Source organism: Acinetobacter schindleri CIP 107287 (genome assembly GCF_000368625.1).
Lineage (GTDB): Bacteria > Pseudomonadota > Gammaproteobacteria > Pseudomonadales > Moraxellaceae > Acinetobacter > Acinetobacter schindleri.
In genome coordinates this window covers 81,194-106,147 of sequence record NZ_KB849580.1, presented here as the reverse complement: position 1 = coordinate 106,147, position 24,954 = coordinate 81,194, and the positions used below count along the sequence as shown (strand labels likewise).

Sequence of the window (24,954 nt, the reverse complement as noted above, 5' to 3'; positions counted from 1 at the left end):
TTAATGCATCAAACAGGCTTACGTGCCCGGGCCAGCAACATACGCTGTCCAATACTTGGAATACCAGCGGCATCGACATATTTTACTTCATCCAGTTCAAAACCAGCTTCAAGTAAAGCAGTTTCAATATCCCGATCAAGATGGCAGCCATCCGCGACTTTTTTCTGAATCGGGGTCAATAAATGCTGTAAACGTTGTATGTTCAGATTCTGCCGATTCAGTACATGTTCTGCTACATGCAAAGTTCCACCCGGCATCAGTACCCGATAAATCTCCTTCAGGCTTTGATACAGATCAGGAATACTGCAGAGAGTCCAGGTTGAAACTACATTTTCCAGCTGATCACGATCAAAAGGTAATGCTTCAGCACTGGCAAGAATGTGCTCAACCACAAAAGGCGTCGTCTGAATCCGCTCTTGGCCTAATTTAAAAATTTCGAGATTAGGCTCTAAGGCATAGACGGTATGGACGCCTTGATAGAAGGGTAGATTCAGCCCGGTACCGAAACCGATTTCCAGAACTTCACCAGAAACCCCAAGTAGCAGTTCACGGCGCAGATCCATGAGTGATGCGGTTTGCATGACCTGATTTAGCAGATGCGGGAAAATGTGTTTTTGATAAAGTTTATACAGCATGATTTTAGGTTCAATTTATTGCTGGATTGCGCTTAGCTTAACCGAAAATTCCTCGGTAAATATAATTTTTAGTACGACTCATTCATAGCACATTGTTACCAATTTCAACTATTTCCTTCATAAGTTCGCGCTAAGATATTTGGTAAACAGATGAACTGAGATGGTTGGGATAAAAGCAAGATGAGGTTGAAAAGCATGAAGCATATTGCCCTGTGTCTGGGTCTGATGTTACCGGTGCTGTCACAAGCATCCGTAGAACATAATATTGCCAAAGGCTTGCCACCCGTGGCAAAAGGCCAGTCAATTTCGGTATTGCAGCCGTTTAAAGGTGATTTCCGGATCTTGGGTTCAAAAATTTATAATAATGATCCGCAGGCCAAATTTTCTCCAATTGATTATGCAGTAAGTTGGGGACTATTTGCTGAACCGGAAATTGCCCGGCATATCACGGTAAACCAGTATGACCGCTATCTGAACTGGAAAATGGATCGTATTCCAGTGCCTAAAGCACAAGCCATGCAGATGGTATCCAATATGCATATCATTCCTGCCAATCCGCAGATTGCCAAAGCCATTAAACAGGTCAAACGTGGTGATCTGGTCCGTTTGAAAGGCGAGCTGGTTGAAGTGCGAGATAAAGATCTGGTATGGACCTCATCATTGACTCCGACCGATACAGGTGATGGCGCGTGTGAAGTGTTTCGTGTTAATTCAATTCAGTGGATTGAAAAGGTACAACGTAGTTAGTGATAAAAGTTCATTCATGGCAATTTATAGGAAAAGAAAACCGCTCAAAGGAGCGGTTTTTTTATAGCTTGATTGAGCATTTATTTAGCAGCTAGCGCTTCGCCTTCAAACTGAATCCCATCCCAGCCATTGAGCATGAACTGACGGATATTCTGGTGGTCGGTCGCTTCAGGCGTTGCCAGTACTGCGGCATAGTGTTCAGCAAACAGACTCAAAGTTTGCGCCTGATCCAGACCATTCAATTTAGCAAAAGAGAATACTTTTGCACTACCCTGGTTTTCAGTAGCGGCATTGGCTTGTTGACCATTTTTAAAAGCTGTTGGTGTGTGCTGATAGCGTGCATCAATGAATGCAATTACATCAGCAAATTTTGCTTCGCCAGCAGCCAATTGAGCCAGTAATTCCTGAGCCATGGGGTTTCCCTCTAGAACTTAAATAAATATGAATGGTGTCGAATATACCAATTTTTTGGCAAAGATCCATGTTCATTGTGCAATTTTAGGTGCATGATGTTATTCATTATTCTCGCCCAATATAAGGGCTGATGACGTATTCAGGATTGAAGGATAACGGAGAGGACATGAACTGGCTTTTGGTGGCAATGGGCGGCGCAATCGGGGCGACACTGCGTTATGCAACAGGCATGCTGATTTTCAAGCCGCAGATGTTATTTCCTTGGCCGACCTGGTGGATCAATATTATCGGTTGTTTATGTGCGGGGATCTTCTTTGCCTTTAGCCAGAAATACAGCTTTCTACAGAATGAAGCACGGCTGTTATTTATGGTGGGGATCTTGGGTGGTTTTACTACTTTTTCCAGTTTTGGTTTGGAAACTTTTCAGCTGCTTAAACAGGGAGCGCTAACAATTGCTATCAGTTATGTCGTATCCAGTGTGATTGTCGGTGTACTGCTGCTGGGAATTGGTTTCTATCTGACTCAGCTGGCTTTAGCGCAGGCATAAAAAAGTCAGGAAACTAGGGAGATTTCCTGACAATAGAGGATTTAGAAATGAGACATTAAGGTTTAACTGCGTTTAAAGCGTGCAAAACGTTTATTGAAGCTTGCTACGCGGCCTTCATTACTGGTTTGACGCTGCTCACCGGTATAGAAGGGATGAGACGCACTTGAAATATCGAGAGTGACATAAGGGTAAGTTTTGCCTTCGTATTCACGAGTCTGGCTGGAATTCATGGTGCTGCCGATAACGAAATAAACATCGGCATTGGTGTCATGAAATAGTACTTCACGATACTCTGGATGGATATCTGGACGCATATTTTTACCTTGCTTGAACAACAATGATTAGATTTAATGTTATGTTATAATATAACAATATTGTTTTCAATATACGCCCAGTAACGATGTGTATCCTGGTGTAACTCTTGTTAAAGCTTAGGCACGTTTCGGTACCAGCTCCTCAAATACATCACTGAGATCATCTTTAACTTTTAAATGAATCAGGTTCCAGTATTGTCCTGAAATGGTCCGGTTTACCATCAAAGTATCAGGAGAAGGTTTAAAAACGTCCCAATATTTCAAGGATGGCTTGATCAGCTCTACACCGTCATGGTGCGCCGAGTTTTCCTCAAAATCATAATAGCCATTTAGTGGGCGTAACAGTACTTCCAGCCACTGTTCATACAGTTCCTGAGGGAATTTTCCAAGTTCTGTAAGTGACTTAAGCGAGTCTAGCTGTTGCTCGATCATCGGAATATTCTGTTCCCGAGCTGCATGTACTAACTCTCTAAAATGACCAATCACTTCAGTAGATAAAGTTTTTACACCACCGAAATCGTAAATAATCACTGTGCCATCTTCACGGAAGGCGAAGTTACCCGGATGCGGGTCACAGTGGAAACGACGCAGATAGAAAATTTCCTGGCCAATGGCACGGAACAGGCGACGGCCCAGATCATTACGGATTTCCACCGGCCAAGTACTGGCAGTTTCAATGCTTTCACCATGTTCCAGACTTAAAGTCAGAATATGCCGTGACGAATAATCCGGATAGACTTGTGGAATTACAATCTTGCTATCCAGTGTTTCGTGGAAAGCACGAGCAACCTCTAAATTTTGTGCTTCGATTTCATAGTTCAGCTCATCGTCCAGACTGTGCTGAATTTCCTTAAACAGCTGATCTTGCAGTTTACGGTCAATTTTCAATACCCCCATCAGACGTAACGCCAGACGGACCTGTTTTAGGTCGCTTTCACAAGCTTCTTCTACACCCGGATATTGCACTTTCACCACGACTTGCTGACCATTCGGCAAGGTGGCTTTATGCACCTGACCAATCGAGGCAGCCGCAAAAGGTTTAGGTTCAAAATCCTGGAAAATCTGCTCCAGCGGTTTGCCAAGCTCTTTTTCAACCTGTGCTTTAATCACATTAAACGGCATGGCTGGCGCCTGACGTTGCAACTTGGAAATGGCACGTGCGACTTCAGGCGGAAAAATATCTTTATATTGAGAAGCGATCTGACCGACTTTCATCACTGCGCCTTTCATTTCTCCAAGGGTATCGGCAATCTGTACACCAATATCCTGAAAAAGTTTGCTGCGCGCTGCATTTTTCTGCTCTTCGTCGGCAGTTAAATTTTTAATAGAATTTGATAATGTTTTGCTGGCGATACTTGCTGTCATACCGGCAAGTTTCATAAAGCGACGACCGGGTGTGCTAGCCGTTTTTGCCATGCGGAATTCCTCAAAATCATCTTTTTAATGCTGTCTTTGATCATAGGCGACAAAGGCGTAAATGCCTATAACTAATTGTAGAGGTTGTGTTGCCAGCCCAATCTCATACTTTACAATTTCTTCAATAATCTTCCAAAAACTGTGCCAATACCGCTTTGATTCATTATTTAGAGTGATTGGGTTCACCATTAATTCTGAGTTTTTATGCATTGATGAGATTAGAATAGTCAGCATGATTTAAGCTAAGACTATTCCATGAAAGTTTATCGTTATTTTACCGGCAAGGATGATGTGCATTTTTGTGCCCGTGTCACCAAGGCATTAAATGAAGGCTATGAGCTGTATGGTTCACCAACCATGACTTTTAATGGAACGGAAGTGATTGTGGGCCAGGTCGTCATTAAAGAAGTAGCAGATGAGTCTGAGATTCCACAGGGTTTAAAAGCAGCTTTAGAGGCGAACTAGAGTTCTGAATGATCATGCCCTCAATGTTTCATTCGCATTTTTATCTTATTGTGTAGGTGGTTTTTACTTTCACAGCGGCAAAAGTAATAAAACCCCTTTATTACTGATGCTATATTCTGGGCCACGCTTTAAGCACTGCTTTAAAGCGTGGCGCAAGATGACTGATCAACGGCGACAGCCATGTCGCTTGCGGGTTAATTGAATATAGGATTGAAAGTTCACCCTTGTTAATTCTTTTAAGCCTGCTGAATTAAACGTTTATTGTTGCTATAGAGACGCATCAGCAGTAGTACACAGGCCACACTCAGACCGACAATCAGCCCCACCCAGACACCGGCCGCACTCATATCCGTAAATCTGGACAGATAGACACCGACCGGGAAGGCAATCACCCAATAAGCAAGCATGGTGATCCACATCGGGCCTTTGGTGTCTTGCATACCACGTAAGCAACCTGCCGCACTGATCTGCCAGGCATCCATCAACTGATAGGCAATTGCAAACAACACCAGATACACTGCGATCTGGGAGACCTGCATTTCTGAGGTATACAGCGCCACAATCTCATGCTTAAAGAACCACAGCAGCAGCATGGTCAATACGGCGAGTACAGTAGCAGTGGCTAAACCCAGCCATTGCACCTGACGCATTGCGACCCAGTTTTTCTCGCCATAATAGGTTCCAACACGGATCGTCAAAGCAATCGCTAAAGACATCGGAATCATAAATAGCTGCGATGTAATGGAGATCGCAATTTGATGTGCCGCGACAATGGTTTCACCGAGTGGACTCAGGACAATCGCTGCCGTACTGAAAATGCTTACTTCAAAGAAAATTGCCAGACCAATCGGTAAGCCTAACTTGAGAATACGTTTGAGCCAGTAAGTATTAATTTTTTCCCAGTGAGTAAAGGGTTGGGTTGCCTGATAAGACTTATTTTTTAGAATATAAATCGCAAGCGTAATCAGCATCAGCCATTGCAGAATCGCTGTAGCAAAACCACAACCAGCGCTGCCCAATGCAGGAATTGGACCGAAACCATACATAAAAATAAAGTTGAGTGGTATTAATGCCAGCAGGGCCAATAGACTGATTACAGTGACTGGGCGTGGATAACCGATTGCCTCGGAATAGCCACGCAGTGCTGCATACATAGTCACGGCTGGCATACCAAAACCAATGGCATGCAGGAACAGGCCAGCCTTAGGCTGCAAGCTTTCCGGCACACCCAGCAAAGGTAGGGTTAGAGGTAAAATCTGCAAAACTAGTCCTGCGATCACCCCGAGTACTAAAGCTACCCAAAGGGATTGACGGGCAATCGTTGAAATTTTCTCGGGAGTGCGAGCACCGTAAGCTTCAGCCACTAAAGGAGTAGTAGCAATCATGATGCCACTAAATAATAACATCACCGGAATCCATAACCCGACTCCGACCGCAATGGCTGCCAGATCAGTTGCAGACAGATGCCCCGCCATAATGGTATCAATCAGACCAAGACCAGCTTGGGAAAACTGGGTGATCAAAATGGGCAACATTAAGGTGAACAGTCGTTTTAATTCAAAGCTTAGGGTTGTGGCTGACGAAACATTCGACACAAAAAATACTCATCTTTCATCATGTGCTTAGATAGAAGGTTTAGCGTTGTAAAGTGAGAAGCACACCAATAAAAATCACCACGCCACCCAGAAGACGTTGCCAGTTGAGTTGTATTTTTTCACTGTCGAACCAGCCAAAATGATCAATGATCATGGAAGAGACCAGCTGTCCAAAAATTACCAATGCAGACAAAGTCAGTAGCCCAAGCTTAGGCGCACTATAGATGCTCATGCTAATTGCATAGACACCAAGGACACCACCCAGCCATAAATACCAGGGCAATTGCGTAAATGTACTGAGGCTCGGTTTATCCACCTGTTGAAAAAATACCAACACAGCAAGCAATATTGTACCAATCAGAAAGGAGAAAAGGGCAGCTTGTAAGGGAGAATATAAATATTCCCGTAGCTGGGTATTGATACCGGTCTGAAAACTTAAGGCAATACCAATTGCCATTGCCAAAGGGATAAACAGCAGGATCTCGGAAGATATTTTCATTCTCAGGATCTTGTTTTTGTTGAGTTAAAATGAGTCTACTGTAAAGCGGATGAGAATTCATAAGCAGGGTACTTTTGTCATGCTAAAATACAACAAAATTCATCTGATGTTCTGAGCACTGTCCTTGACTGATTTAAATCCTGCCGCTATTCCCTTGTCCCTGTATATTCATATGCCATGGTGTGTGCGTAAATGTCCATATTGTGATTTTAATTCGCATGCGGTACCAGATGGCAAGCTGTCTCTGGATCTTGAGCAGGAATATTTGCATGCCTTGGTTGAGGACTTTAAGACCCAGCTTGACTTTGCACACGGACGTCAGATTCATAGTGTATTTATTGGTGGGGGTACACCATCCCTGATTTCTGCTCAAGGTTATCAGTGGTTATTTAGCCAATTAAAAGCACTGCTTCCTTTTGAAGAAGGCTGCGAAATCACTTTGGAAGCCAATCCAGGTACAGTAGAGCATGATCCATTTGCGGGTTACCTGGCAGCGGGTATTAACCGTCTTTCGATCGGTGTACAAAGCTTTAATACTGAGCATTTGAAAAAGCTGGGACGTATTCATAGTAATGAGGATGCGATCTCTGCAATTGCGCATGCGAAAGAGGCAGGTTTTGAGCGTATCAATGTTGATCTGATGCATGGATTACCAGAACAGACTTTAGAACAGGCTTTAAATGACTTGAAATTAGCTGTGGAAAATGGAGCGACTCATATTTCCTGGTATCAGCTCACTATTGAACCCAATACGGTATTTTTCCGTACGCAGCCTATTTTACCTATGGATGAGGTCTTGGAAGATATTCAGGAACAGGGTGAGGCTTATTTAAAAGCTCAGGGCTTTATCAATTATGAAGTCTCGGCTTGGCGTAAAGAGTTACCGTCAGCACATAACCTGAATTACTGGCAGTTTGGCGATTATTTATCAATTGGGGCAGGGGCGCATGGAAAAGTGACTCAAGCTGATGGGGTCTATCGTTTCCAGAAAACCCGTTTGCCGAAAGATTATTTAGCTAAAGTACCAGCAGAACATTTGCAGTTTAAACGGATTGAAGCTGAAGATATGCCGTTTGAATTTATGATGAATGCCTTGCGTTTAAATAACGGTGTAGTAGCGAAGTTGTATGCAGAGCGTACTGGCCTCAGTCTGGATGGTCTGAATGCATTATTGACTTCACTGCGACAACGTAAACTCATGGTTGAAGATCCAGAACGTCTGGCTTGTACCGAGCAGGGGCATGTATTTTTAAACTCAGTACTGGAAGAGTTTTTATAAGCCTGTGGATTTCTATTCAATAAAGTTTAATTCCATCTGCCTCTATTAATTTCTCAATAATTTTGTGATTATTCAAATATTAAGTCATTTGAATAATATAACAATATTGCGAGGGGCGGGTGAGTTCTTTATTAGATTTCTACAAAGTAGAATTAGACGATGCACGCTTTTTTATTTTGGATAGTAAAAGTGATCATCTGGTTTATGGTGACTTGGATTTTGAGGAATATCATTGGGACAAAGCAAAATTTAATAAAGTTCGTCCAGGTGATTTCTTTCTCTACCGTCGACCACAAAAAGCTTCAGAAATAAAAAACCAATTCTATATTTACGGTGCTGGCCGCATTGGTCAGATGATTGAAGTTCCGAATGCATCTAGGCCCGATAAAGTTCGTCAAAAGCCAGTCTATGCCACTATTGAACAAGGCATTGCTTTTGAAAATCCCATCCTGCAATCCGATTTGGAAAATTTTCAGTGGAGCTTTAAGACCCGTGGCCCAACTTGGGAATACTTTTTCCAGCAATATGGTATGAATGAAATCCATGCTGATGATTTTTGGCGATTGCTGAATATTGGGGTGCAAGGTAATACTTATGAATTCAATGCATCCCAAACTCGTGTAGAGCAAGAAGTTGCTGATTATTTTGTTGAAGATAAGCGTGCCCATATCAAAATCCGAGGCGTTGAACAAAGAGAATTTGCTTTAAAAGTAAAGCTCAATTATCAATATCAATGTGCAATTTCAGGGATCAAAACCAAAGATTTTCTAGTAGCTTCACATATCATTCCTTGGTCAGAAAATTATGCGCAACGAACTAACCCACGGAATGGAATTTGTCTATCTTCTCTGTTAGATAAAGCTTTTGATACTGGTTTTATGACTATTGATGAAAAGTTTAAAGTTTGTATTGCGAATAAAGCACTACACGACCAGTCTTTATATATTTATTTAAAACAGTATGAGGGGCAGAGATTACAGGTGCCAAAGAGCTATCAGCCCGATCAAAACTTTTTAGCTTGGCATCGGCAGCATGTATTTTTAAATAATCACAGTGCCGATATCAGTTTCAAGTTAGAGTAAGCAATAGATTAACCTTTGATATCATTTTGATTTTTTAAAAATAAAAAAGCCCGATGGATTACCTAGGGCTTTTCTTCTATTTCAACTTTGCCTTCAAGTTATTCGTTATTAACGAGGCCTAGGCGATATTTTGTAATATGAGCTGTTGCGATGATTATGACTTAGTGTAATTTTTTACATGATTTTATGCAGATGAAGAAATTAGACAGAGTATTTTGAATTGAAAGACTAGGGACTAGAGAAAAGCAAGACCTTAATTAATGTATCTAAGATAAGTATCTATTTATGTATAGCACAAAAAAAGCACTCTAATGAGTGCTCTTTTTCATCTTAGCAACGATTAGATTGCAGTGATGTTAGTCGCTGTAGGGCCTTTTTGACCTTGAGCAACGCTGAAAGAAACCTTTTGGCCTTCAGCTAAAGTTTTGAAACCTGAACCTTGGATTTCGCTGAAGTGAGCGAAAACGTCTGGACCGTTGTCTTGTTGAATGAAGCCAAAACCTTTAGTTTCATTGAACCACTTTACTGTACCAGTAACTGTATTAGACATAATATAACCTATTGAGTTTTATTGATTTATAGTCAACCTATGGGATGACTAAGATGTAACTTGGAAAAATAGACTGGATGGAGCTTTTGATCTATAAAAACGGAGGTTTATGACTAAAACTGCGATACTTAAAGAAGACTAACCAAAACAAGAATTTTTCTAGTTGCAACCATCATACCCTGAATTCAGAGATATTCAAGCTGTATATCACTATTATTTTTTATGCAGTTGATATCACTCAAAATAAAATTGTAGAAAAATTATACAGAATTAAAAAATCAAGGACTTAATATGCTTTAACAAAAAGAGCGCCGTGGCGCTCTTTTTGTTATTTGACTTTCAAAGTCAGTGAAAACTTAGTAATCGAAACTGAAGTGCTCAGATGCTAGTGAAGTCATCGTTTTAGATGGATTGACCATGGCTTCAGCATGACCTTGAGTACGCGGCAACATGCGCTCAAAGTAGAAATCAGCTGTCTTAATTTTTGCCTTATAGAACTCAGGAACTTCAGTACCGTTGCCCTCAGCCAGTTTTGCGGAAGCTACCGCAGCCTGTTGTGCCCAGAAGTATGCCATCATCACATAGCCTGAGAACATCAGGAAATCTACAGATGCAGAAGAAACAATATCACGGTCCTTACGTGCAGCCAGCATGATACGAACCGTCAATGCATTCCATTGTGCGCAAAGTTTGGTTAAGTCCCAAGCAAAACGACGCATGTATTTGTTACGTGCATGCTGGCCACAGAATTTCAGGATTTCTGCCGTGTAATCACGAATCGCTTTGCCTTTAGAAGTTAACAGCACTTTACGGCCAATCAGATCTAGTGCCTGTACACCTGTTGTACCTTCATAAAGAGTAGAGATACGCGAGTCACGTACGATCTGTTCCATGCCCCATTCTTTGATATAGCCATGACCACCAAAGACTTGCATACCGTGATTGGCTGCTTCATAGCCCAGTTCAGTCAGGAAACCTTTCAGAATAGGGGTATAGAAACCTAAGTGATCATCATGCGCCTCGAAAGCTGCTGTATCGCCACGAACCAGAGCATCATTCATTTTGTCTGCAATTTGTGCTGCATGATAAATCATTGCACGACCGCCTTCAGCAATTGCTTTTTGCGTCAATAGCATACGGCGAACATCAGCATGGTGAATGATGGCATCAGCTACTTTTTCTGGATCTTTCTTGCCAGAAAGGGCACGCATCGACATACGCTCTTTGGCATAAGGCAGGGCACCTTGGAAAGACAGTTCTGCATGACAGATACCCTGAACTGCAGTACCGATACGTGCCGTATTCATAAAGGTAAACATTGCATGCAGACCTTTATTCTTTTCACCAATCAGGTAACCAACCGCATTGTCAAAGTTCAGTACAGCTGTTGCAGATGCACGGATTCCCATTTTGTGTTCAATCGAACCACAAGTAACCGGATTGCGTTCACCAATGCCGCCATCAGCTGCCGGAATGAATTTCGGTACGATGAACAGGGAAATACCTTTAGTGCCTGCAGGTGCATCTGGCAGGCGTGCAAGTACGATATGAATGATATTTTCAGTCAGATCATGTTCACCCGCCGAGATGAAGATCTTGGTACCTGAAATAGCATACGTGCCATCTGCATTTGGCTCAGCTTTGGTTTTTACCTGGCCCAGGTCGGTACCACATTGCGGCTCAGTCAAACACATGGTGCCAGACCATGTACCTGCTACCAGGTGAGGCAGGTAAAGATTTTTTTGCTCATCTGAACCAAATTGAATAATGGTATTGATACAGCCGACACTTAAACCTGGATACATTTGGAATGACCAGTTTGCAGTGCCCATCATTTCAGACTTAACCAGATTCAAAGATTGTGGAAGGTTTTGACCGCCAAATTCTTCAGGATAAGAAAGACCTTGCCAGCCGCCTTGTACGAACTGTTCGTATGCTTCCTTGAAGCCTTTAGGCGTAGTGACTTCACCATTTTCAAAATGACAGCCTTCCAGATCACCACTTTGATTCAATGGAGACAGTACGTTTTCACAGAAATCTGCTGCACCTTCCAGAATCATGTCCACGGTATCAGCATCGGCATATTCACCATTTGATAGTGTCTGGTAATGTGCAGGGTAATCAAGCACTTCATTCATAAGGAAGCGAATGTCACGTAACGGGGCTTTATATGCTGGCATGCGTTTTAATCCTGATTAATAGTTTTGGATTATCTGTATCGATTCTTTGATTATTCACATTGCAGCTAAAAATACATTGATAAGGCAAGCAAATAAAAATGTCAGAAAGGCGAATCGAGTAGATAGAAAAATTAGGGTGATTCAGGTTAAGGATATGGACTAATAATAAATAGATGAAAAATAAAAAAGACTTATATGAGACGACTTTAATAGATAATTATTCTGTTTGTCTAGGTGGTTTTTTGGGTGAATTGTACACAAATGTTATCGTTTGAAAATAAACAGAAGTGCTGTCATTAAATCCACTTATTACTTTGCATATTGCCTTCTGTCGGAAAAGCAAAAGAGCCTCCGTAGAGACTCTTGAATCATATTAGAAGCCTAAACGGACTCAAAGGAAATCTTTGAGCTGTGGCTTGATCCCATTCCAGATCGAGAAAGATTCAATCGCTTGACCCACCAGCATGCCAAAACCTTCAGCGCTAGGAACACCACGCGCACGGGCTTGATCTAGAAAAGTAGATGGTTTGCCATATGCCATTTCATAAGCGTGTTTAAACTGCAGTGCTTCCGGCAGGATTAAGGCATCACCACTCAAGCTGGCAGAAGTTGCATTGATAATGATATCGAAATCACCCGCCAGATCAGTTAAAGCAATCGCTTGCAGTTCAGCTTGTGGTACTGCATCTTTTAAATCCGCAATCAGCTGTTCGGCACGGGTAAGGGTACGATTGGCAATCACAATTTTCTTCACACCTGCCTGTACCAGTGGATAGATCACCCCACGAGTCGCACCACCAGCGCCAATAATCAGAATATCGGTATTTTCCAAGTTCCAGTCTAAAGCACGAATAGCTTCAACCAGACCTTGACCATCGGTATTATCACCATGCAGGACGCCATTTTCCATCCATAGTGTATTTACTGCACCGGCAATACGAGCGCGTTCAGTCAGCACTTGACACTGAGCATAAGCTTGTTCTTTAAACGGGACCGTGACATTCATACCGATACCGCCTTGGGCAAAGAAGTCCTGAATATTGGCTTCAAAGCCATCCAGCGGAGCCAGACGTTTACTATAGGTGAGATCAATACCGGTTTTAGCGGCAAATGCATGATGCAATTCTGGAGATCGTGATTGTTCAATCGGGTTGCCAACAACAGCAAATTGTTTGCTCATTTCACAGTGTCCATGTGCTGAAATGCTCAACAATATACGTGAAAACAGGTAGGGACTAAAGCATTGAAAGGTCTAATTCTAGGGGCTTATTTTAGGAGTTACAGGTTTTAATAATGCGTTCGGTCAGAAGCAGGGCACCACTTAAGATAATACCGATAATCATAATAATGCTGACACTGATTGCCAGACTGTCCAAGATAAGATCCTTGGTTAAGAATGTTGTAGTAATTGCACTGACTGTAACGGCCAGAAATACCCACATCATCAGCACATGACTTTTGAAATGTCGTAGCTGCATATATTTTTACTCAATATTTTTTAAGATTTTACTATACAGCAGAGCTTGTGACGAAGTGAGGACATTTCTACTTATTTATATAAAGAAAAGTTTCTAAATGTTTATAGGAAAATTTTTCGTTCAAATTAATAGTCTTGAAGAATCAGTTTTGTAAATTGGGGAACGAGTTAATTACAGGGAACTTTAAGGAGAAAAAAGTTAGAGGTATTGTAAGCAAAAAATAATTGGAACAGTTTTATAAAAAATGCCCTCAAACTGAGAGCATTTTGGTTAAGCGTACACCTACTTCTTTAACTCTTGCAGCCAATCTCGTGGCTTTAGATAATAATCGGTGAGTTGTTTCTCTGGTGAACCTTCGGCCCATTCCGGACGATAAGACCAGCCAGTGAGTGGTGGCAGACTCACTAGAATGGATTCGATCCGACCACCGGTCTGTAAGCCAAATAAAGTGCCACGGTCATACACCAGATTATATTCAACATAACGACCACGACGATACAGTTGAAACTCACGCTGTGCTTCGCTATAAGGTTTGTCCTGATTGCGCTGGAAAATCGGAATAATGGCATCTAAGTAACCATTGCCCACCGCCTGCATATATTTAAAACAGGTTTCAAAATCCCATTGGTTCAGGTCATCAAAGAACAGGCCACCGACACCACGCTGTTCATCACGGTGCTTTAAGTAGAAATAATCATCACACCATTTTCTATGCTGTGCATAAACTTCTTCGCCAAATGGCGTACACAAGTCATGCGCCGTCTGATGCCATGAAAGCACATCTTCATCATTCGGATAGAACGGCGTCAGATCGAAACCACCGCCAAACCACCAGATCGGATCTTGGCCTTCTTTTTCAGCAACAAATAGGCGCACATTGGCATGTGAGGTCGGCACATTTGGATTTTTGGGATGGATCACCAGTGACACACCCATCGCTTGTGCCTTAGCCCCGGCAATTTGTGGATGACGTTCAGTGGCTGAAGCCGGTAGTTTGGAAATATTGATGTGCGAGAACATCACCCCGCCTTTTTCAATCACTGTTCCATTTTGCAGCACACGTGAACGGCCACCACCACCTTCAGGTCGCTCCCAGTCATCAATGATAAACTCAGCTGAGCCACCACCAGCACGTTCTTGTTGTTCGAGAGCCGCACAGATGCGCGCCTGTAAGTCGAGGAGGAATTCGCGTACGCGTTGAATATCCGCAGAAGTTGGATGCTGCATCAAAGCCCTCATGGGGAGAAAGAAAGACTTTCTACATCAAAGCATAAAATGGCATAAAAATTAAGATGTATTTGCCGATACTGATGATCTAAAAAGACTTTCTGTTCACAGTAAATTAAAGCAGGGTAGCGTATTAAATCCGACCGAGATGCTAGGTTGAATTCTTTTTCCGAGCCCCACACAATAGCTTTAGATGGCCCATGTTTGGGTAAATTTTCGATGGTTATAGGTGGATATTATGTCGGTTCAGGCTACTTCCCTCATTCAAAAATACAATGTCCCAGGTCCACGCTATACCAGCTATCCAACTGTACCGTATTGGGAAGAACAGTACTTTTCTCTGGAACAGTGGAAACAGACTTTAAAGCGCTCTTTTGCTGAATCGAATCAGAAAGAAGGTATTAGTCTATATATCCATCTGCCCTTTTGTGAAAGCCTGTGCACTTTCTGTGGATGCCATAAACGTGTCACCAAACGCCATGAAGTTGAGCAACCCTATATTCAGGCGGTGCTGAAGGAATGGGATCTGTACTGTGAATTATTGGAAGAAAAGCCAATGATCAAGGAAATCCATCTTGGTGGTGGTACACCGACTTTTTTCTCGGTTGAGCACTTAATTCAACTGATTAAAGGTATCTTGGCTAAGGCTGAAATTGCACCTGAGCATGAATTCAGTTTTGAAGGTCATCCGAACAATACCACTTATGAACATTTGCAAGGCTTATATGATCTGGGTTTCCGCCGGGTCAGCTATGGCGTGCAGGATTATAATGAAATTGTGCAGAAAGCCATTCACCGCATCCAGCCTTATGAAAATGTCAAACAGGTCACCGAATGGGCGCGTGAAATAGGTTATACCTCGATTTCGCATGATTTGGTCTTTGGCTTACCATTCCAAAGCCTGGATGATGTACTGACTACCATTGGTCAAACCAATACCTTAATGCCGGACCGTTTAGCCTTATATAGCTATGCGCATGTGCCATGGATCAAGGGCAATGGCCAGCGCGGTTTTAAAGATGCCGATGTGCCTAAAGATGAAATCAAGCGCCAGTGCTATGAAGAAGGCAAGAAGAAACTGCTGGCACATGGTTACCATGAAATTGGCATGGATCATTTTGCGCTAAAAAGTGACAGCATGTATCAGGCTTTTAAGGAGGGTTCTTTGCACCGTAACTTTATGGGTTATACCGCATCTAAAACCCAAGTGATGATCGGATTAGGGATTTCATCAATCAGTGATAGCTGGTACAGCTTTGCCCAGAATGTAAAAACCATTGAAGAATATTATGAATGTCTGGAACAGAATGAGATTCCAGTCGTTAAAGGGCATGTATTAAGTCAGGAAGATTTAATCATCCGTAAGCATATCCTGAATCTGATGTGCAGTTTCACCACTTCCTGGGCAGATGAGCACATGCAATTTGCTGAAATTGACGAAGTACTAGAACAGCTCAAAGAAATATCACAGGATCAGTTAATTAAAATTGCAGACTCATCAGTCACAATTTTGGAGAAAGGGAAACCTTTTGTACGTAATATCTGTATGGCTTTTGACCTGAGACTCAAGCGCAAGATGCCGGAGAATCGGATTTTTTCGATGACGATTTAGAATCCCACCAAACCTCTCTTTCTTGCACTTCGACTTAAAGCAATACTTAAGTCTCGCTCAGGGAGGCTTCCGATTCTTACTAAATGAAGGAGTTTCCCCCTCTTTTTCAAAGAGGGGTTAGGGGAGATTAAATAAAAATCAAAAATCATCCTTCCGATACAGATGCGCCATACGCTCATGCTTGGTCTTAAGGTACTGTTCATTAAATGGATTTAGACCAACCGTCAGCGGTACACGATCCACCACATTAATACCTAAGTCTTTAAGTGCATTGATTTTTGTAGGGTTATTAGTAATCAAACGTACAGCTTTTATACCTAAATGATCCAGCATGATGCTACACATATCGTATTGGCGTGCATCGGCTGGCAGGTTCAGCATCAGGTTGGCATCTACAGTGTCATGACCTTGATCCTGTAGGGCATAGGCACGGATTTTATTGGTCAAACCAATCCCGCGGCCTTCCTGACGCAAGTATAGAATCACACCACGACCGACTTCATTAATCAGCTTTTGTGTCGCCTGAAGTTGCGGTCCACAATCACATTTCAGTGAGGCAAAAGCATCACCCGTCAAACACTCAGAATGTACACGTACCAGCACGGGTTCATCACTCGATTCTTCCAGTCCTTTAGATAACGCGACATGTTCTTCGCCAGTCTTAGGGTCTTGAAAAACAGTAATTTTAAATTCACCATGAGCGGTAGGTAATCTTGATGTTGCGACAAACTCGATAGGCACAGCTGAACCCGTTAAATCCTGAAATTGCTCAAAGTATAGCGTAATGATTGGACATTAGTAGGGTTGCATAGATGATTTTCTGGAGAACATTTTCTTTTTTGTATAAAGCGAACGATAATAGTTGATAAACAGTAAGATTATTCAGGATAATCGTATTCTGCAAATTTTACCCTGATCAAGCTCATTGTTTAATATTGCGCCGTTAACAGCTTTAGTCAATTGAAGCTGCTACAATTCGACTATATGATCGGGACTCCCCATAGACAGACCTAGCTTAGGATTTGCCAGGCTTTTGAAGGCTTTGCCATTTATGCTGTATACAGAAATACCAACTCAACGCCCTGTAACACCGTTGCTTGATGCGATCGATCATCCAGAGCAATTGCGTTCACTTGAGCAAAATCAGCTTGAGCAGGTGGCCGATGAGTTACGTCAGTACATTTTGTATGCTGCAGGACAAAGTGGTGGGCATTTTGGTGCCAATCTGGGGGTGGTTGAGCTGACTGTGGCTTTGCACTATTGCTTCAATACCCCAGAAGATCGCTTGATCTGGGATGTAGGTCATCAGGCATATCCGCATAAAGCCTTAACCGGTCGCCGTGAGCAATTAACCACGATTCGTGCTAAAGATGGCTTGGCCGCATTCCCGGCGCGTGATGAATCTGAATTTGATACTTTCGGGGTAGGGCATTCTTCCACTGCGATTTCAGCAGGCTTGGGCATGGCCTTGGCGCGTCGCTATCAAAAGAATCCATGTGAAGTGGTGTCTATTATTGGTGATGGTGCAATGACGGCAGGTATGGCCTTTGAAGCCATGAATGACGCCGTTGCACACAATGCGGATCTGATGGTGGTACTGAATGACAATGACATGTCGATTTCCTGCAGCACTGGCGGTTTTGCCAAGCATCTCGCTGCACTGTGGGAACGTGGTGAGTCGGTGAATATTACTGAAGAGGGTGAAGCCTTCGTTCAGCCGCATCCAGAATGGGTGTATAACTCGCGTCTGCATTGTGCTGCGACTGATGCTGCCGATAACCTGTTTAAGGCGATTGGTTTTGATTATTTTGGCCCTTATGATGGCCATGATCTGAGTCAATTGGTGCATGTGTTTAATGCACTGAAAAAGCGTAAAGGTCCACGCCTGATTCATGTCTATACTAAAAAAGGCAAAGGCTTTGCTCCGGCAGAAGCAGAACAAATTAAATATCACGCGATTAGTCGTTTAAATGCAGGCTCTACTGCAAATCCAGCACCAAAATATTCTGATGTCTTTGGTCAGTGGCTGTGCGATGAAGCGGCGAAAGATGGCCGCTTGCTGGCCATTACCCCAGCCATGTGTGAAGGCTCAGGCATGGTGGAATTTGCTAAGCAATATCCTGAACGTTTCTTTGATGTCGCGATTGCAGAACAGCATGCGGTAACGCTAGCAGCAGGTATGGCTTGCGAAGGTTTGAAGCCGGTTGTAGCGATCTATTCAACATTTTTACAACGTGGTTATGACCAACTGGTCCATGATGTGGCGCTACAAAATTTGGATGTAACATTTGCTATCGATCGTGCTGGTCTGGTTGGTGAAGATGGTCCGACCCATGCTGGAGCATATGACTATGCTTATATGCGTACCATTCCAAACTTGGTGATCATGGCGCCAAAAGACGAAAATGAATGTCGCCAGATGCTACACACTGCGTATCTCTATAAAGGTCCGGCAGCAGTACGTTATCCGCGTGGGAGTGGTCTGGGTGTCGAGATTCAGCAGGATATGATTGAATTACCAATGGGTCAGGCTGAAATCGTGGCTAGCTTTAATGGTCAGCATGATGATTATATCTCTGTACTGGCATTTGGTAGCCGAGTGCAGGCCGCTATCGATGCAGCTCAAGCCTTTGCTGCAAAACATGATGTGGCAGTACGTGTGGTGAATATGCGTTTCATTAAACCACTGGATACCCAAATGCTGGATGATATCTCGCAAAGTACCACTCTGTTTGTGACAGTCGAAGAACATGCAGTGATGGCAGGTGCGGGCAGTGCAGTCAATGAATATCTGGCTGAGGCGCAGATTGTAAAACCAATTTTAAATCTTGGTCTTGCTGATACCTTTATGGCGCAAGCGACCCATGCACAGATGCTGCAACAGGCAGGACTTGATGCTCAAGGCATTGAAAAGTCAATAAATCAGGCCTGGTCTTCACTTACCCAGCCAGTCTGAAACAACGTCTTCAAAATTTTAGACACATTTTTTCCCAAAAAGCCCTTAGATTTGCTAAAATGTAGGGGCTTTTATGCATTATTCTTTATCAATATCTTCAAATTTGTAGTGGGTGTTCAATGGAACCTATGGTGGTGATGGCTGCGCGTGCGGCTCAATTAGTTGGTCAAGAGCTTTTAAAAGCGCATCAAAATCGTCATAAACTCGATCTACAAGTCGAAGAAAAAGGCATTGATGGTCCTGTAACGCGTGTTGACCGTTACCTGGAGCAACTGACTATCGATACGCTGCGTAAAAGTTATAAAAACCACAGCTTCCTTGGTGAAGAGTTTGGTCTGCAAGAAGGTAAAGGTCACGACGCTGAATGGTGTTGGGTGATTGATCCTCTTGACGGTACACTGAACTTCATCAACGGTTTCCCGCATTTCTGTATCTCTATTGCTGTTCAGCACAAAGGCGTAACCCAACACGGTGTTATTTATGACCCTGTGAAAGACGAGCTATTCTCTGCAAGTCGTGGTCGTGGCGCGATGCTGAACCAGCGTCGTATCCGTGTAAATGTGAAAGACAACTTGCAGAATTCTTTTCTGGCAGTCGGTCATGCTTACCGTGCTCAACGTGGCGGTGAAGTGGTATCTTATGCGAAAAACCATTTCGAATCACTATTAAACGTTACTGAAGCAGGTGCTCAATACCGCCGTGCAGGTTCTGCTGCGCTGGATCTGGCTTATGTTGCGGCAGGTCGTTTAGATGGTTACTTTGAACTTGGTTTGAAACCTTGGGATATCGCCGCTGGTGAATTGATTGTGAAAGAAGCGGGCGGTACAGTGGTTGATGCACGTGGTGGCAGCGAATCTATGGAAAAAGGTCAGGTCATTGCCTGCTCTATGAAAATGCTGAAACCTTTAATGCAGGCAGTTGTTCCTGCATGGGGCGAGGCAGCTAAATAATCGGGTTTAGATATTTTGGTTTAAAACATATAAGAGGCATCCTAAGGGATGCCTTTTTTATGACTGGATAATATTTTTTTCTGCTAAATATGGTTAAAATATCAACTAATTTTAGATTAATACAAAATAACAATAAAACTTAATGACATTATTTTAAATCCTGCTATAATCCGCGCACGCACTTAATTTCTGTTCGTTACCTGAACATTTCTCTTCTTATCATTGTGTATGCGCGTGCGGTCCAAAGAGAGGACGATATCTCGCGCCCCAATCGCTAAAGCGATTCCTTCAGGTTATGCCGTAATCATGCGTGCGTTATATCACATCGTCGTTACTCGGATCGCCGCTGAATGATCTCTTATTTTCAGCGTATATTGCTGTACCGCTTTTTGTCGATGTTCATTTGACTTTATTTTTAATGGAGCACCCAATTTCCGGGTGAAAGACTCTATGAGCAAAACTTTTGCTGATTTTCCTCTACACGAATCCTTACAACAAGCTTTACAAGCACTAGGCTTTACTGCGCCTACACCTGTACAGGAACTATCTATTCCTGCGGCGCTTGAAGGTAAAGACCTTCTAGTGTCAAGCCAGACTGGTTCTGGTAAAACTGCAGCCTTCCTTCTCCCTACATTGAATAGCCTTGCAACTGAAGATACTTTCGTTCCGTTCAAAGAACGCATGAAAGCGGTAACTCAACCAAATATCCTGGTAATTTCACCAACACGTGAACTTGCACAACAGGTTTGTCAGGATGCGATTGCATTTGTACGTCACATGAAAGGTGTTCGTATTGCTGCAATCATGGGTGGTATGCCATTTGGTAAACAAATCCAACAATTAAAAGGTGCACAAGTTGTAGTTGCGACACCAGGTCGTTTACTTGATCTTGTTAACCGTCGCCAGATTAAACTGGACAAAGTTGATGCGTTAATCGTCGACGAAGCTGACCGTATGTTAGACCTTGGTTTCTCTGAAGACCTAGAGGCAATCGGTGACTTGGCTGCGAACCGTAAACAGACTTTGATGTTCTCTGCAACATTTGCACCGCGTATCATCACGCTTGCTGAACGCATGATGAATGAGCCAGAGCGTATTGCGATCGAAACTGGTCACTCTACGAATACTGACATCACTCAGACTTTGCACTGGACTGATGGCTTTGAGCACAAGAAAAAATTACTGACTCACTGGTTAAACGAAGAAGACGTTGATCAGGCAGTTGTATTCGCTTCTACGCAAGAAGATACCGATATGCTGGCTGAAGAACTTGCTGAAGCAGGTCTATCAGTAGTAGCACTTCACGGTGCAATGCCACAGACAGTTCGTAACCGTCGTCTACGCAGCATCCGTGAAGGTCGTGCAAAAATCTTGGTTGCAACTGATGTTGCAGCACGTGGTCTAGACGTACCAACAATCTCTCACGTCATCAACTTCGGTCTTCCAATGAAGAACGAGGACTATGTACACCGTATTGGTCGTACAGGTCGTGCGGGCCGTACTGGTAAAGCGATTACTTTAGCGACTTACCGTGAACGCGGTAAAATCCGTGCGCTTGAAGATTACCTAGATGCTCGTTTAGAAGTATCTGAAATCGAAGGTCTTGAGCCATCTCCACCTCCTGCACGCGGTAGCCGTGATGGCGCTGGCCGTGGTCGTGGTCGTGATGGCGGTCGTGGCGGCCGTGGTGGCTTCGGCGGTGGTCGTCGTTTCGAAGGTGAAGGTAACTTCAAACGTCGTGATGGTGGTGATGACCGTCCACGTCGTAGCTTTGATGACAAACCTCGTGGCGAACGTCCTGCGTTCGGTGGCGAAGATCGCCCACGTCGTGACTTCAACAGTGATCGTCCACGTCGTGAAGGCGGTTTCGGTGATCGTCCTAAACGTGACTTCGGTGATCGTCCAGCTCCACGTCGTGAAGGTGGTTTCGGTGATCGTCCGCAACGTTCTTTCGATGACCGTCCAAAACGTGATTTTGGCGACCGTCCTCGTTTCGAAGGTTCTGATGACAACCGTGGCAACCGCGTAGACTACAAACCACGTCGTGAAGGTTCTTTCGGTGACCGTCCTAAACGCGATTTCGGTGATCGTCCGGCGCCACGTCGTGAGGGTGGTTTTGGGGATCGTCCTAAACGTGATTTCGGTGATCGTCCGGCGCCACGTCGTGAAGGTGGTTTCGGTGACCGTCCAGCACGTTCATTTGGTGATGACCGTCCTAAACGTGATTTCGGTGGTGATCGTCCACGCCGTAACTTCGATGACAAACCACGTGGTGAGCGTTCGTTCGGTGAAGACCGTCCACGTCGCAAATTCAATGACTAATTGAATCTAGCCAAAAAAAACCAGCGATAACGCTGGTTTTTTTATGGATGCATTTTTTTAAAGTTTTAGGTAAAGTGTGTGCCATTCCTGAATTTGAATCGGTTACGATAACTAATCCTCAAATATCACACTTGGCTAGTTATATCCATGAGGTTGTTATGCCTTATATTGCGCTGATCCTGATCTTATGTAACATCATTCTCTTTCTCTATAATTTTTATAATTGAATGATTATTGAACATATAAGCAAGCGATAAAATTATAAAAATAAATCATGCTTTCTCATTTTTTTCATTCAGATATTGCCTTTTTGCCATTGTAACATTCCGATCAAAAGGTAACATTTAGAGAGTTAATCCTTTATAGTACGCATGCTGAAAAAATGCAGGAAAACGCTTAGCTATGAAAAATCAAACAGCGTTTGAGACTCAATCACTCATAGAAGTGAAAGGTTTGAGCTTCAAGCGAGGCGAACGTGTGATTTATGAGAATGTCAGCCTGAACATTCGACGTGGTCAGATCACTGCCATTATGGGACCTTCTGGTACCGGTAAAACTACATTATTGCGTCTTATTGGCGGACAGCTAACGCCGGATCAAGGACAGGTGTTGCTGGATGGCAAGGATATCGCACGCATGTCACGTAGTGAGCTGTTTGCTGCACGTGCACGTATGGGCATGTTATTCCAGAGCGGCGCTTTGTTCACAGATATGAGTGTTTATGAAAATGTCGCTTTCCCGATTCGTGCACATACCAAATTGCCTGAGCACTTGATCGCAGAAATCGTGGCACTCAAGCTGGAATCTGTTGGTCTTCGCGGTGCAGAGCAGATGATGCCCTCTGAATTATCCGGTGGTATGAACCGTCGTGTGGCTCTAGCGCGTGCGATTGCACTTGACCCAGAGCTGATCATGTATGACGAACCATTTGCCGGGCAAGACCCGATCGTGATGGGTGTATTAACACGTCTGATTCGTTCCCTGCGTGAAGCATTAGACCTGACTACAATTATCGTTTCGCATGATGTAGCAGAAACCTTATCCATTGCTGACTATATTTATGTGGTCGCAGAAGGAAAGATCCAGGGTGAAGGCACACCTGAAGAATTAAAAGCACATCCTTCTGCATTTGTTCAGCAGTTCCTGACGGGTTCCGTTGAGGGACCTGTGGATTATCAGTTTAGTCATGCGGCTTATTTAAGTGATGAGGTGCGTTCATGAATGCAATTGCCTTATTGGGTAGACGTGTCATAGAACGTGTGCGCGGGATTGGGGTTGCGACTTTAATGCTGCTTCAAATTCTCTTCTCTGTACCGACCTGGCTTGGCTTTAAGCTATTTGTCTACCAGATGTACCGTGTTGGTGTGCTATCGCTGCTGATTATTGTGGTCTCAGGTTTATTTATTGGCGCAGTCCTCGGTTTGCAAATGTATACCATTCTCGCAACCTTCGGCAGTGAAGCCATGTTAGGTACCGCAGTGGCTCTAACCTTATTACGCGAACTGGCACCGGTTGTGGCAGCGCTCTTGTTTGCTGGTCGTGCCGGTTCCGCATTGACAGCTGAAATCGGTCTGATGAAAGCCACTGAACAGTTATCCAGCATGGAGATGATTGGGGTTGATCCGCTGAAAAGGGTCATTTCACCACGTCTTTGGGCAGGGATTTTCAGTCTGCCAATGCTGTCCGTAATTTTTGCTGCCGTGGGGATTATGGGCGGTAAAATGGTCGGTGTAGATTTCCTTGGCGCAGATGAAGGCGCGTACTGGAGCGGTATGGAAAGTACCGTGCAGTTCTACAAGGATATCTTTAACGGTACCATCATTAAAAGTTTTGTATTTGCATTGATTTGTACATGGATTGCGGTCTATCAGGGTTATGCCTGTGAACCAACATCTGAAGGGATTGCAACGTCCACAACACGTACTGTGGTGTATTCATCGTTGTGTGTTTTAGGTTTTGATTTCGTGTTGACTGCGGTCATGTTCGGAGGTGTTTAATGAAATCACGTACCAGTGAGCTGGCCGTTGGTGTTTTTGTCATTCTGTTTGGAATTGCAATTTTCTTCCTGGCAATGCGTGTCAGTGGTTTGGTCGGAACAAATATTGCCGACAGCTATAAAATGACAGCAACTTTCGAAAATGTAAATGGTATTAAGCCGCGCGCCAAAGTTGCTTTAAGCGGTGTGAAAGTCGGTCAGGTCGATACCATTACACTTGATCCAGTCACCCGCTTGGCCACTGTACATATGACGCTAGATGGTTCACTGACATCATTTAATGCTGAACAGTTAAAGAAAGTACAGCAAGAAGCCCTAGATGAGTTACGTTACAGCACTGACTATGAAGCTGCGGTACCTGCGCAACAAAAAGCAATGGAAAAGCAACTCTTAGACAACATGACATCCATTACCAATATTGATGAAGATGCTTACATTATGATAGCAACCAATGGTTTGCTGGGTGAAAAGTATTTGAAAATTATTCCAGGCGGCGGTCTGAATTATTTGAAACGTGGTGATCAGATTGCCAATACCCAGGGCACGATGGAAATTGAAGATTTAATTACCAAATTCGTGACAGGTGGGGCAGGCAGTAAGTCATCCGAAACTCAGGAGGCATCTGCTGATGCAGTAACTTCTGAAGCTACAGATGCAGAACCTGCATTTGTTGAATAATGATTGAGGAAA

General features: G+C 43.4%; 24 protein-coding genes. 12 read left to right on the top strand and 12 right to left on the bottom strand.

Features of this window, described 5'->3' with window-relative positions:
• Positions 1–8 precede the first annotated feature (8 nt).
• Entirely contained in the window at positions 9–635 is a 627-nt protein-coding gene (locus F955_RS14420) for a class I SAM-dependent methyltransferase (RefSeq protein ID WP_004896194.1), read from the bottom strand.
• Between the two features lie 195 nt (positions 636–830).
• Here F955_RS14420 and F955_RS14415 point away from each other — a divergent pair, with 195 nt between their 5' ends.
• Positions 831–1,382 carry a hypothetical protein gene (locus F955_RS14415; RefSeq protein WP_004809895.1) on the top strand — a complete coding sequence of 184 codons (552 nt, stop codon included), beginning with the start codon at positions 831–833 and terminating at the stop codon, positions 1,380–1,382.
• An 80-nt stretch (positions 1,383–1,462) separates the two neighbouring features.
• On the opposite strand, the gene F955_RS14410 is transcribed toward F955_RS14415, so the two are convergent.
• Positions 1,463–1,795, bottom strand: coding sequence for a HopJ type III effector protein (locus F955_RS14410; RefSeq protein WP_004896192.1), 333 nt, complete (start codon positions 1,793–1,795; stop codon positions 1,463–1,465).
• 167 nt (positions 1,796–1,962) lie between these two features.
• Here F955_RS14410 and crcB point away from each other — a divergent pair, with 167 nt between their 5' ends.
• The gene (gene crcB / locus F955_RS14405) at positions 1,963–2,343 is read left to right on the top strand and encodes a fluoride efflux transporter CrcB (RefSeq protein ID WP_004896190.1); all 381 of its coding nucleotides are present in this window, start codon (positions 1,963–1,965) and stop codon (positions 2,341–2,343) included.
• A gap of 62 nt (positions 2,344–2,405) precedes the next feature.
• Here crcB and F955_RS14400 read toward each other — a convergent pair whose 3' ends face one another.
• Together F955_RS14400 and F955_RS14395 are read right to left on the bottom strand one after the other, a co-directional pair.
• Positions 2,406–2,657: a type B 50S ribosomal protein L31 gene (locus F955_RS14400; protein ID WP_004809889.1), complete on the bottom strand. Its 252-nt coding sequence runs from the start codon at positions 2,655–2,657 to the stop codon at positions 2,406–2,408.
• A 117-nt stretch (positions 2,658–2,774) separates the two neighbouring features.
• Positions 2,775–4,073 carry an ABC1 kinase family protein gene (locus F955_RS14395; protein ID WP_004809887.1) on the bottom strand — a complete coding sequence of 433 codons (1,299 nt, stop codon included), beginning with the start codon at positions 4,071–4,073 and terminating at the stop codon, positions 2,775–2,777.
• Positions 4,074–4,328: 255 nt separating this feature from the next.
• Between F955_RS14395 and F955_RS14385 the strand changes: the two genes are divergently transcribed.
• On the top strand, positions 4,329–4,538 hold the full coding sequence (locus tag F955_RS14385) for a DUF1737 domain-containing protein (protein ID WP_004809883.1): 210 nt from the start codon (positions 4,329–4,331) through the stop codon (positions 4,536–4,538).
• 236 nt (positions 4,539–4,774) lie between these two features.
• Here F955_RS14385 and F955_RS14380 read toward each other — a convergent pair whose 3' ends face one another.
• Together F955_RS14380 and F955_RS14375 are read right to left on the bottom strand one after the other, a co-directional pair.
• Entirely contained in the window at positions 4,775–6,133 is a 1,359-nt protein-coding gene (locus F955_RS14380; protein ID WP_004896186.1) for an MATE family efflux transporter, read from the bottom strand.
• 40 nt (positions 6,134–6,173) lie between these two features.
• Positions 6,174–6,632 (bottom strand): DMT family transporter, encoded by a 459-nt coding sequence (locus tag F955_RS14375; protein ID WP_004896185.1) that lies wholly within the window; start codon positions 6,630–6,632, stop codon positions 6,174–6,176.
• Between the two features lie 124 nt (positions 6,633–6,756).
• Here F955_RS14375 and hemW point away from each other — a divergent pair, with 124 nt between their 5' ends.
• A complete protein-coding gene (gene hemW, locus F955_RS14370) occupies positions 6,757–7,911 on the top strand; it encodes a radical SAM family heme chaperone HemW (protein WP_004896183.1) in 1,155 nt (384 codons plus the stop codon).
• A gap of 119 nt (positions 7,912–8,030) precedes the next feature.
• Positions 8,031–8,993, top strand: a complete 963-nt coding sequence (locus F955_RS14365) for an HNH endonuclease (protein ID WP_004896182.1) — start codon at positions 8,031–8,033, stop codon at positions 8,991–8,993.
• 340 nt (positions 8,994–9,333) lie between these two features.
• Here the strand turns inward: F955_RS14365 and F955_RS14360 are convergent, their stop codons facing one another.
• From F955_RS14360 to hemF, 5 genes are all read right to left on the bottom strand, one after another.
• Positions 9,334–9,543 (bottom strand): cold-shock protein, encoded by a 210-nt coding sequence (locus tag F955_RS14360; protein ID WP_004786992.1) that lies wholly within the window; start codon positions 9,541–9,543, stop codon positions 9,334–9,336.
• A gap of 356 nt (positions 9,544–9,899) precedes the next feature.
• Entirely contained in the window at positions 9,900–11,723 is a 1,824-nt protein-coding gene (locus tag F955_RS14355; RefSeq protein ID WP_004896181.1) for an acyl-CoA dehydrogenase C-terminal domain-containing protein, read from the bottom strand.
• A 391-nt stretch (positions 11,724–12,114) separates the two neighbouring features.
• Positions 12,115–12,903 (bottom strand): shikimate dehydrogenase, encoded by a 789-nt coding sequence (aroE, locus tag F955_RS14350; protein WP_004896179.1) that lies wholly within the window; start codon positions 12,901–12,903, stop codon positions 12,115–12,117.
• A 91-nt stretch (positions 12,904–12,994) separates the two neighbouring features.
• Complete coding sequence (locus tag F955_RS14345) at positions 12,995–13,201, bottom strand: hypothetical protein (RefSeq protein ID WP_004809869.1); 207 nt, start codon at positions 13,199–13,201, stop codon at positions 12,995–12,997.
• 282 nt (positions 13,202–13,483) lie between these two features.
• On the bottom strand, positions 13,484–14,428 hold the full coding sequence (hemF, locus tag F955_RS14340; RefSeq protein ID WP_004896172.1) for an oxygen-dependent coproporphyrinogen oxidase: 945 nt from the start codon (positions 14,426–14,428) through the stop codon (positions 13,484–13,486).
• Between the two features lie 238 nt (positions 14,429–14,666).
• Between hemF and hemN the strand changes: the two genes are divergently transcribed.
• A complete protein-coding gene (gene hemN, locus F955_RS14335) occupies positions 14,667–16,040 on the top strand; it encodes an oxygen-independent coproporphyrinogen III oxidase (RefSeq protein WP_004896171.1) in 1,374 nt (457 codons plus the stop codon).
• Positions 16,041–16,178: 138 nt separating this feature from the next.
• Here the strand turns inward: hemN and ribA are convergent, their stop codons facing one another.
• The gene (ribA, locus tag F955_RS14330; protein WP_004809863.1) at positions 16,179–16,781 is read right to left on the bottom strand and encodes a GTP cyclohydrolase II; all 603 of its coding nucleotides are present in this window, start codon (positions 16,779–16,781) and stop codon (positions 16,179–16,181) included.
• Positions 16,782–17,091: 310 nt separating this feature from the next.
• On the opposite strand from ribA, the gene dxs reads away from it, so the two are divergent.
• The 6 genes from dxs to mlaD all read left to right on the top strand — a co-directional run bounded on the left by dxs (position 17,092) and on the right by mlaD (position 24,942).
• Complete coding sequence (gene dxs / locus F955_RS14325) at positions 17,092–18,996, top strand: 1-deoxy-D-xylulose-5-phosphate synthase (protein WP_004896170.1); 1,905 nt, start codon at positions 17,092–17,094, stop codon at positions 18,994–18,996.
• 119 nt (positions 18,997–19,115) lie between these two features.
• Entirely contained in the window at positions 19,116–19,946 is an 831-nt protein-coding gene (locus F955_RS14320) for an inositol monophosphatase family protein (protein WP_004809859.1), read from the top strand.
• 450 nt (positions 19,947–20,396) lie between these two features.
• The gene (locus F955_RS14315) at positions 20,397–22,268 is read left to right on the top strand and encodes a DEAD/DEAH box helicase (RefSeq protein WP_004896169.1); all 1,872 of its coding nucleotides are present in this window, start codon (positions 20,397–20,399) and stop codon (positions 22,266–22,268) included.
• Positions 22,269–22,670: 402 nt separating this feature from the next.
• Entirely contained in the window at positions 22,671–23,489 is an 819-nt protein-coding gene (locus F955_RS14310; protein WP_004809856.1) for an ABC transporter ATP-binding protein, read from the top strand.
• Entirely contained in the window at positions 23,486–24,265 is a 780-nt protein-coding gene (gene mlaE, locus F955_RS14305; protein WP_004896168.1) for a lipid asymmetry maintenance ABC transporter permease subunit MlaE, read from the top strand. The genes F955_RS14310 and mlaE overlap by 4 nt, the downstream gene beginning before the upstream one ends.
• Entirely contained in the window at positions 24,265–24,942 is a 678-nt protein-coding gene (mlaD, locus tag F955_RS14300) for an outer membrane lipid asymmetry maintenance protein MlaD (RefSeq protein WP_004896166.1), read from the top strand. Before mlaE ends, mlaD begins: the two co-directional genes overlap by 1 nt.
• The last annotated feature ends 12 nt before the right edge of the window (positions 24,943–24,954 follow it).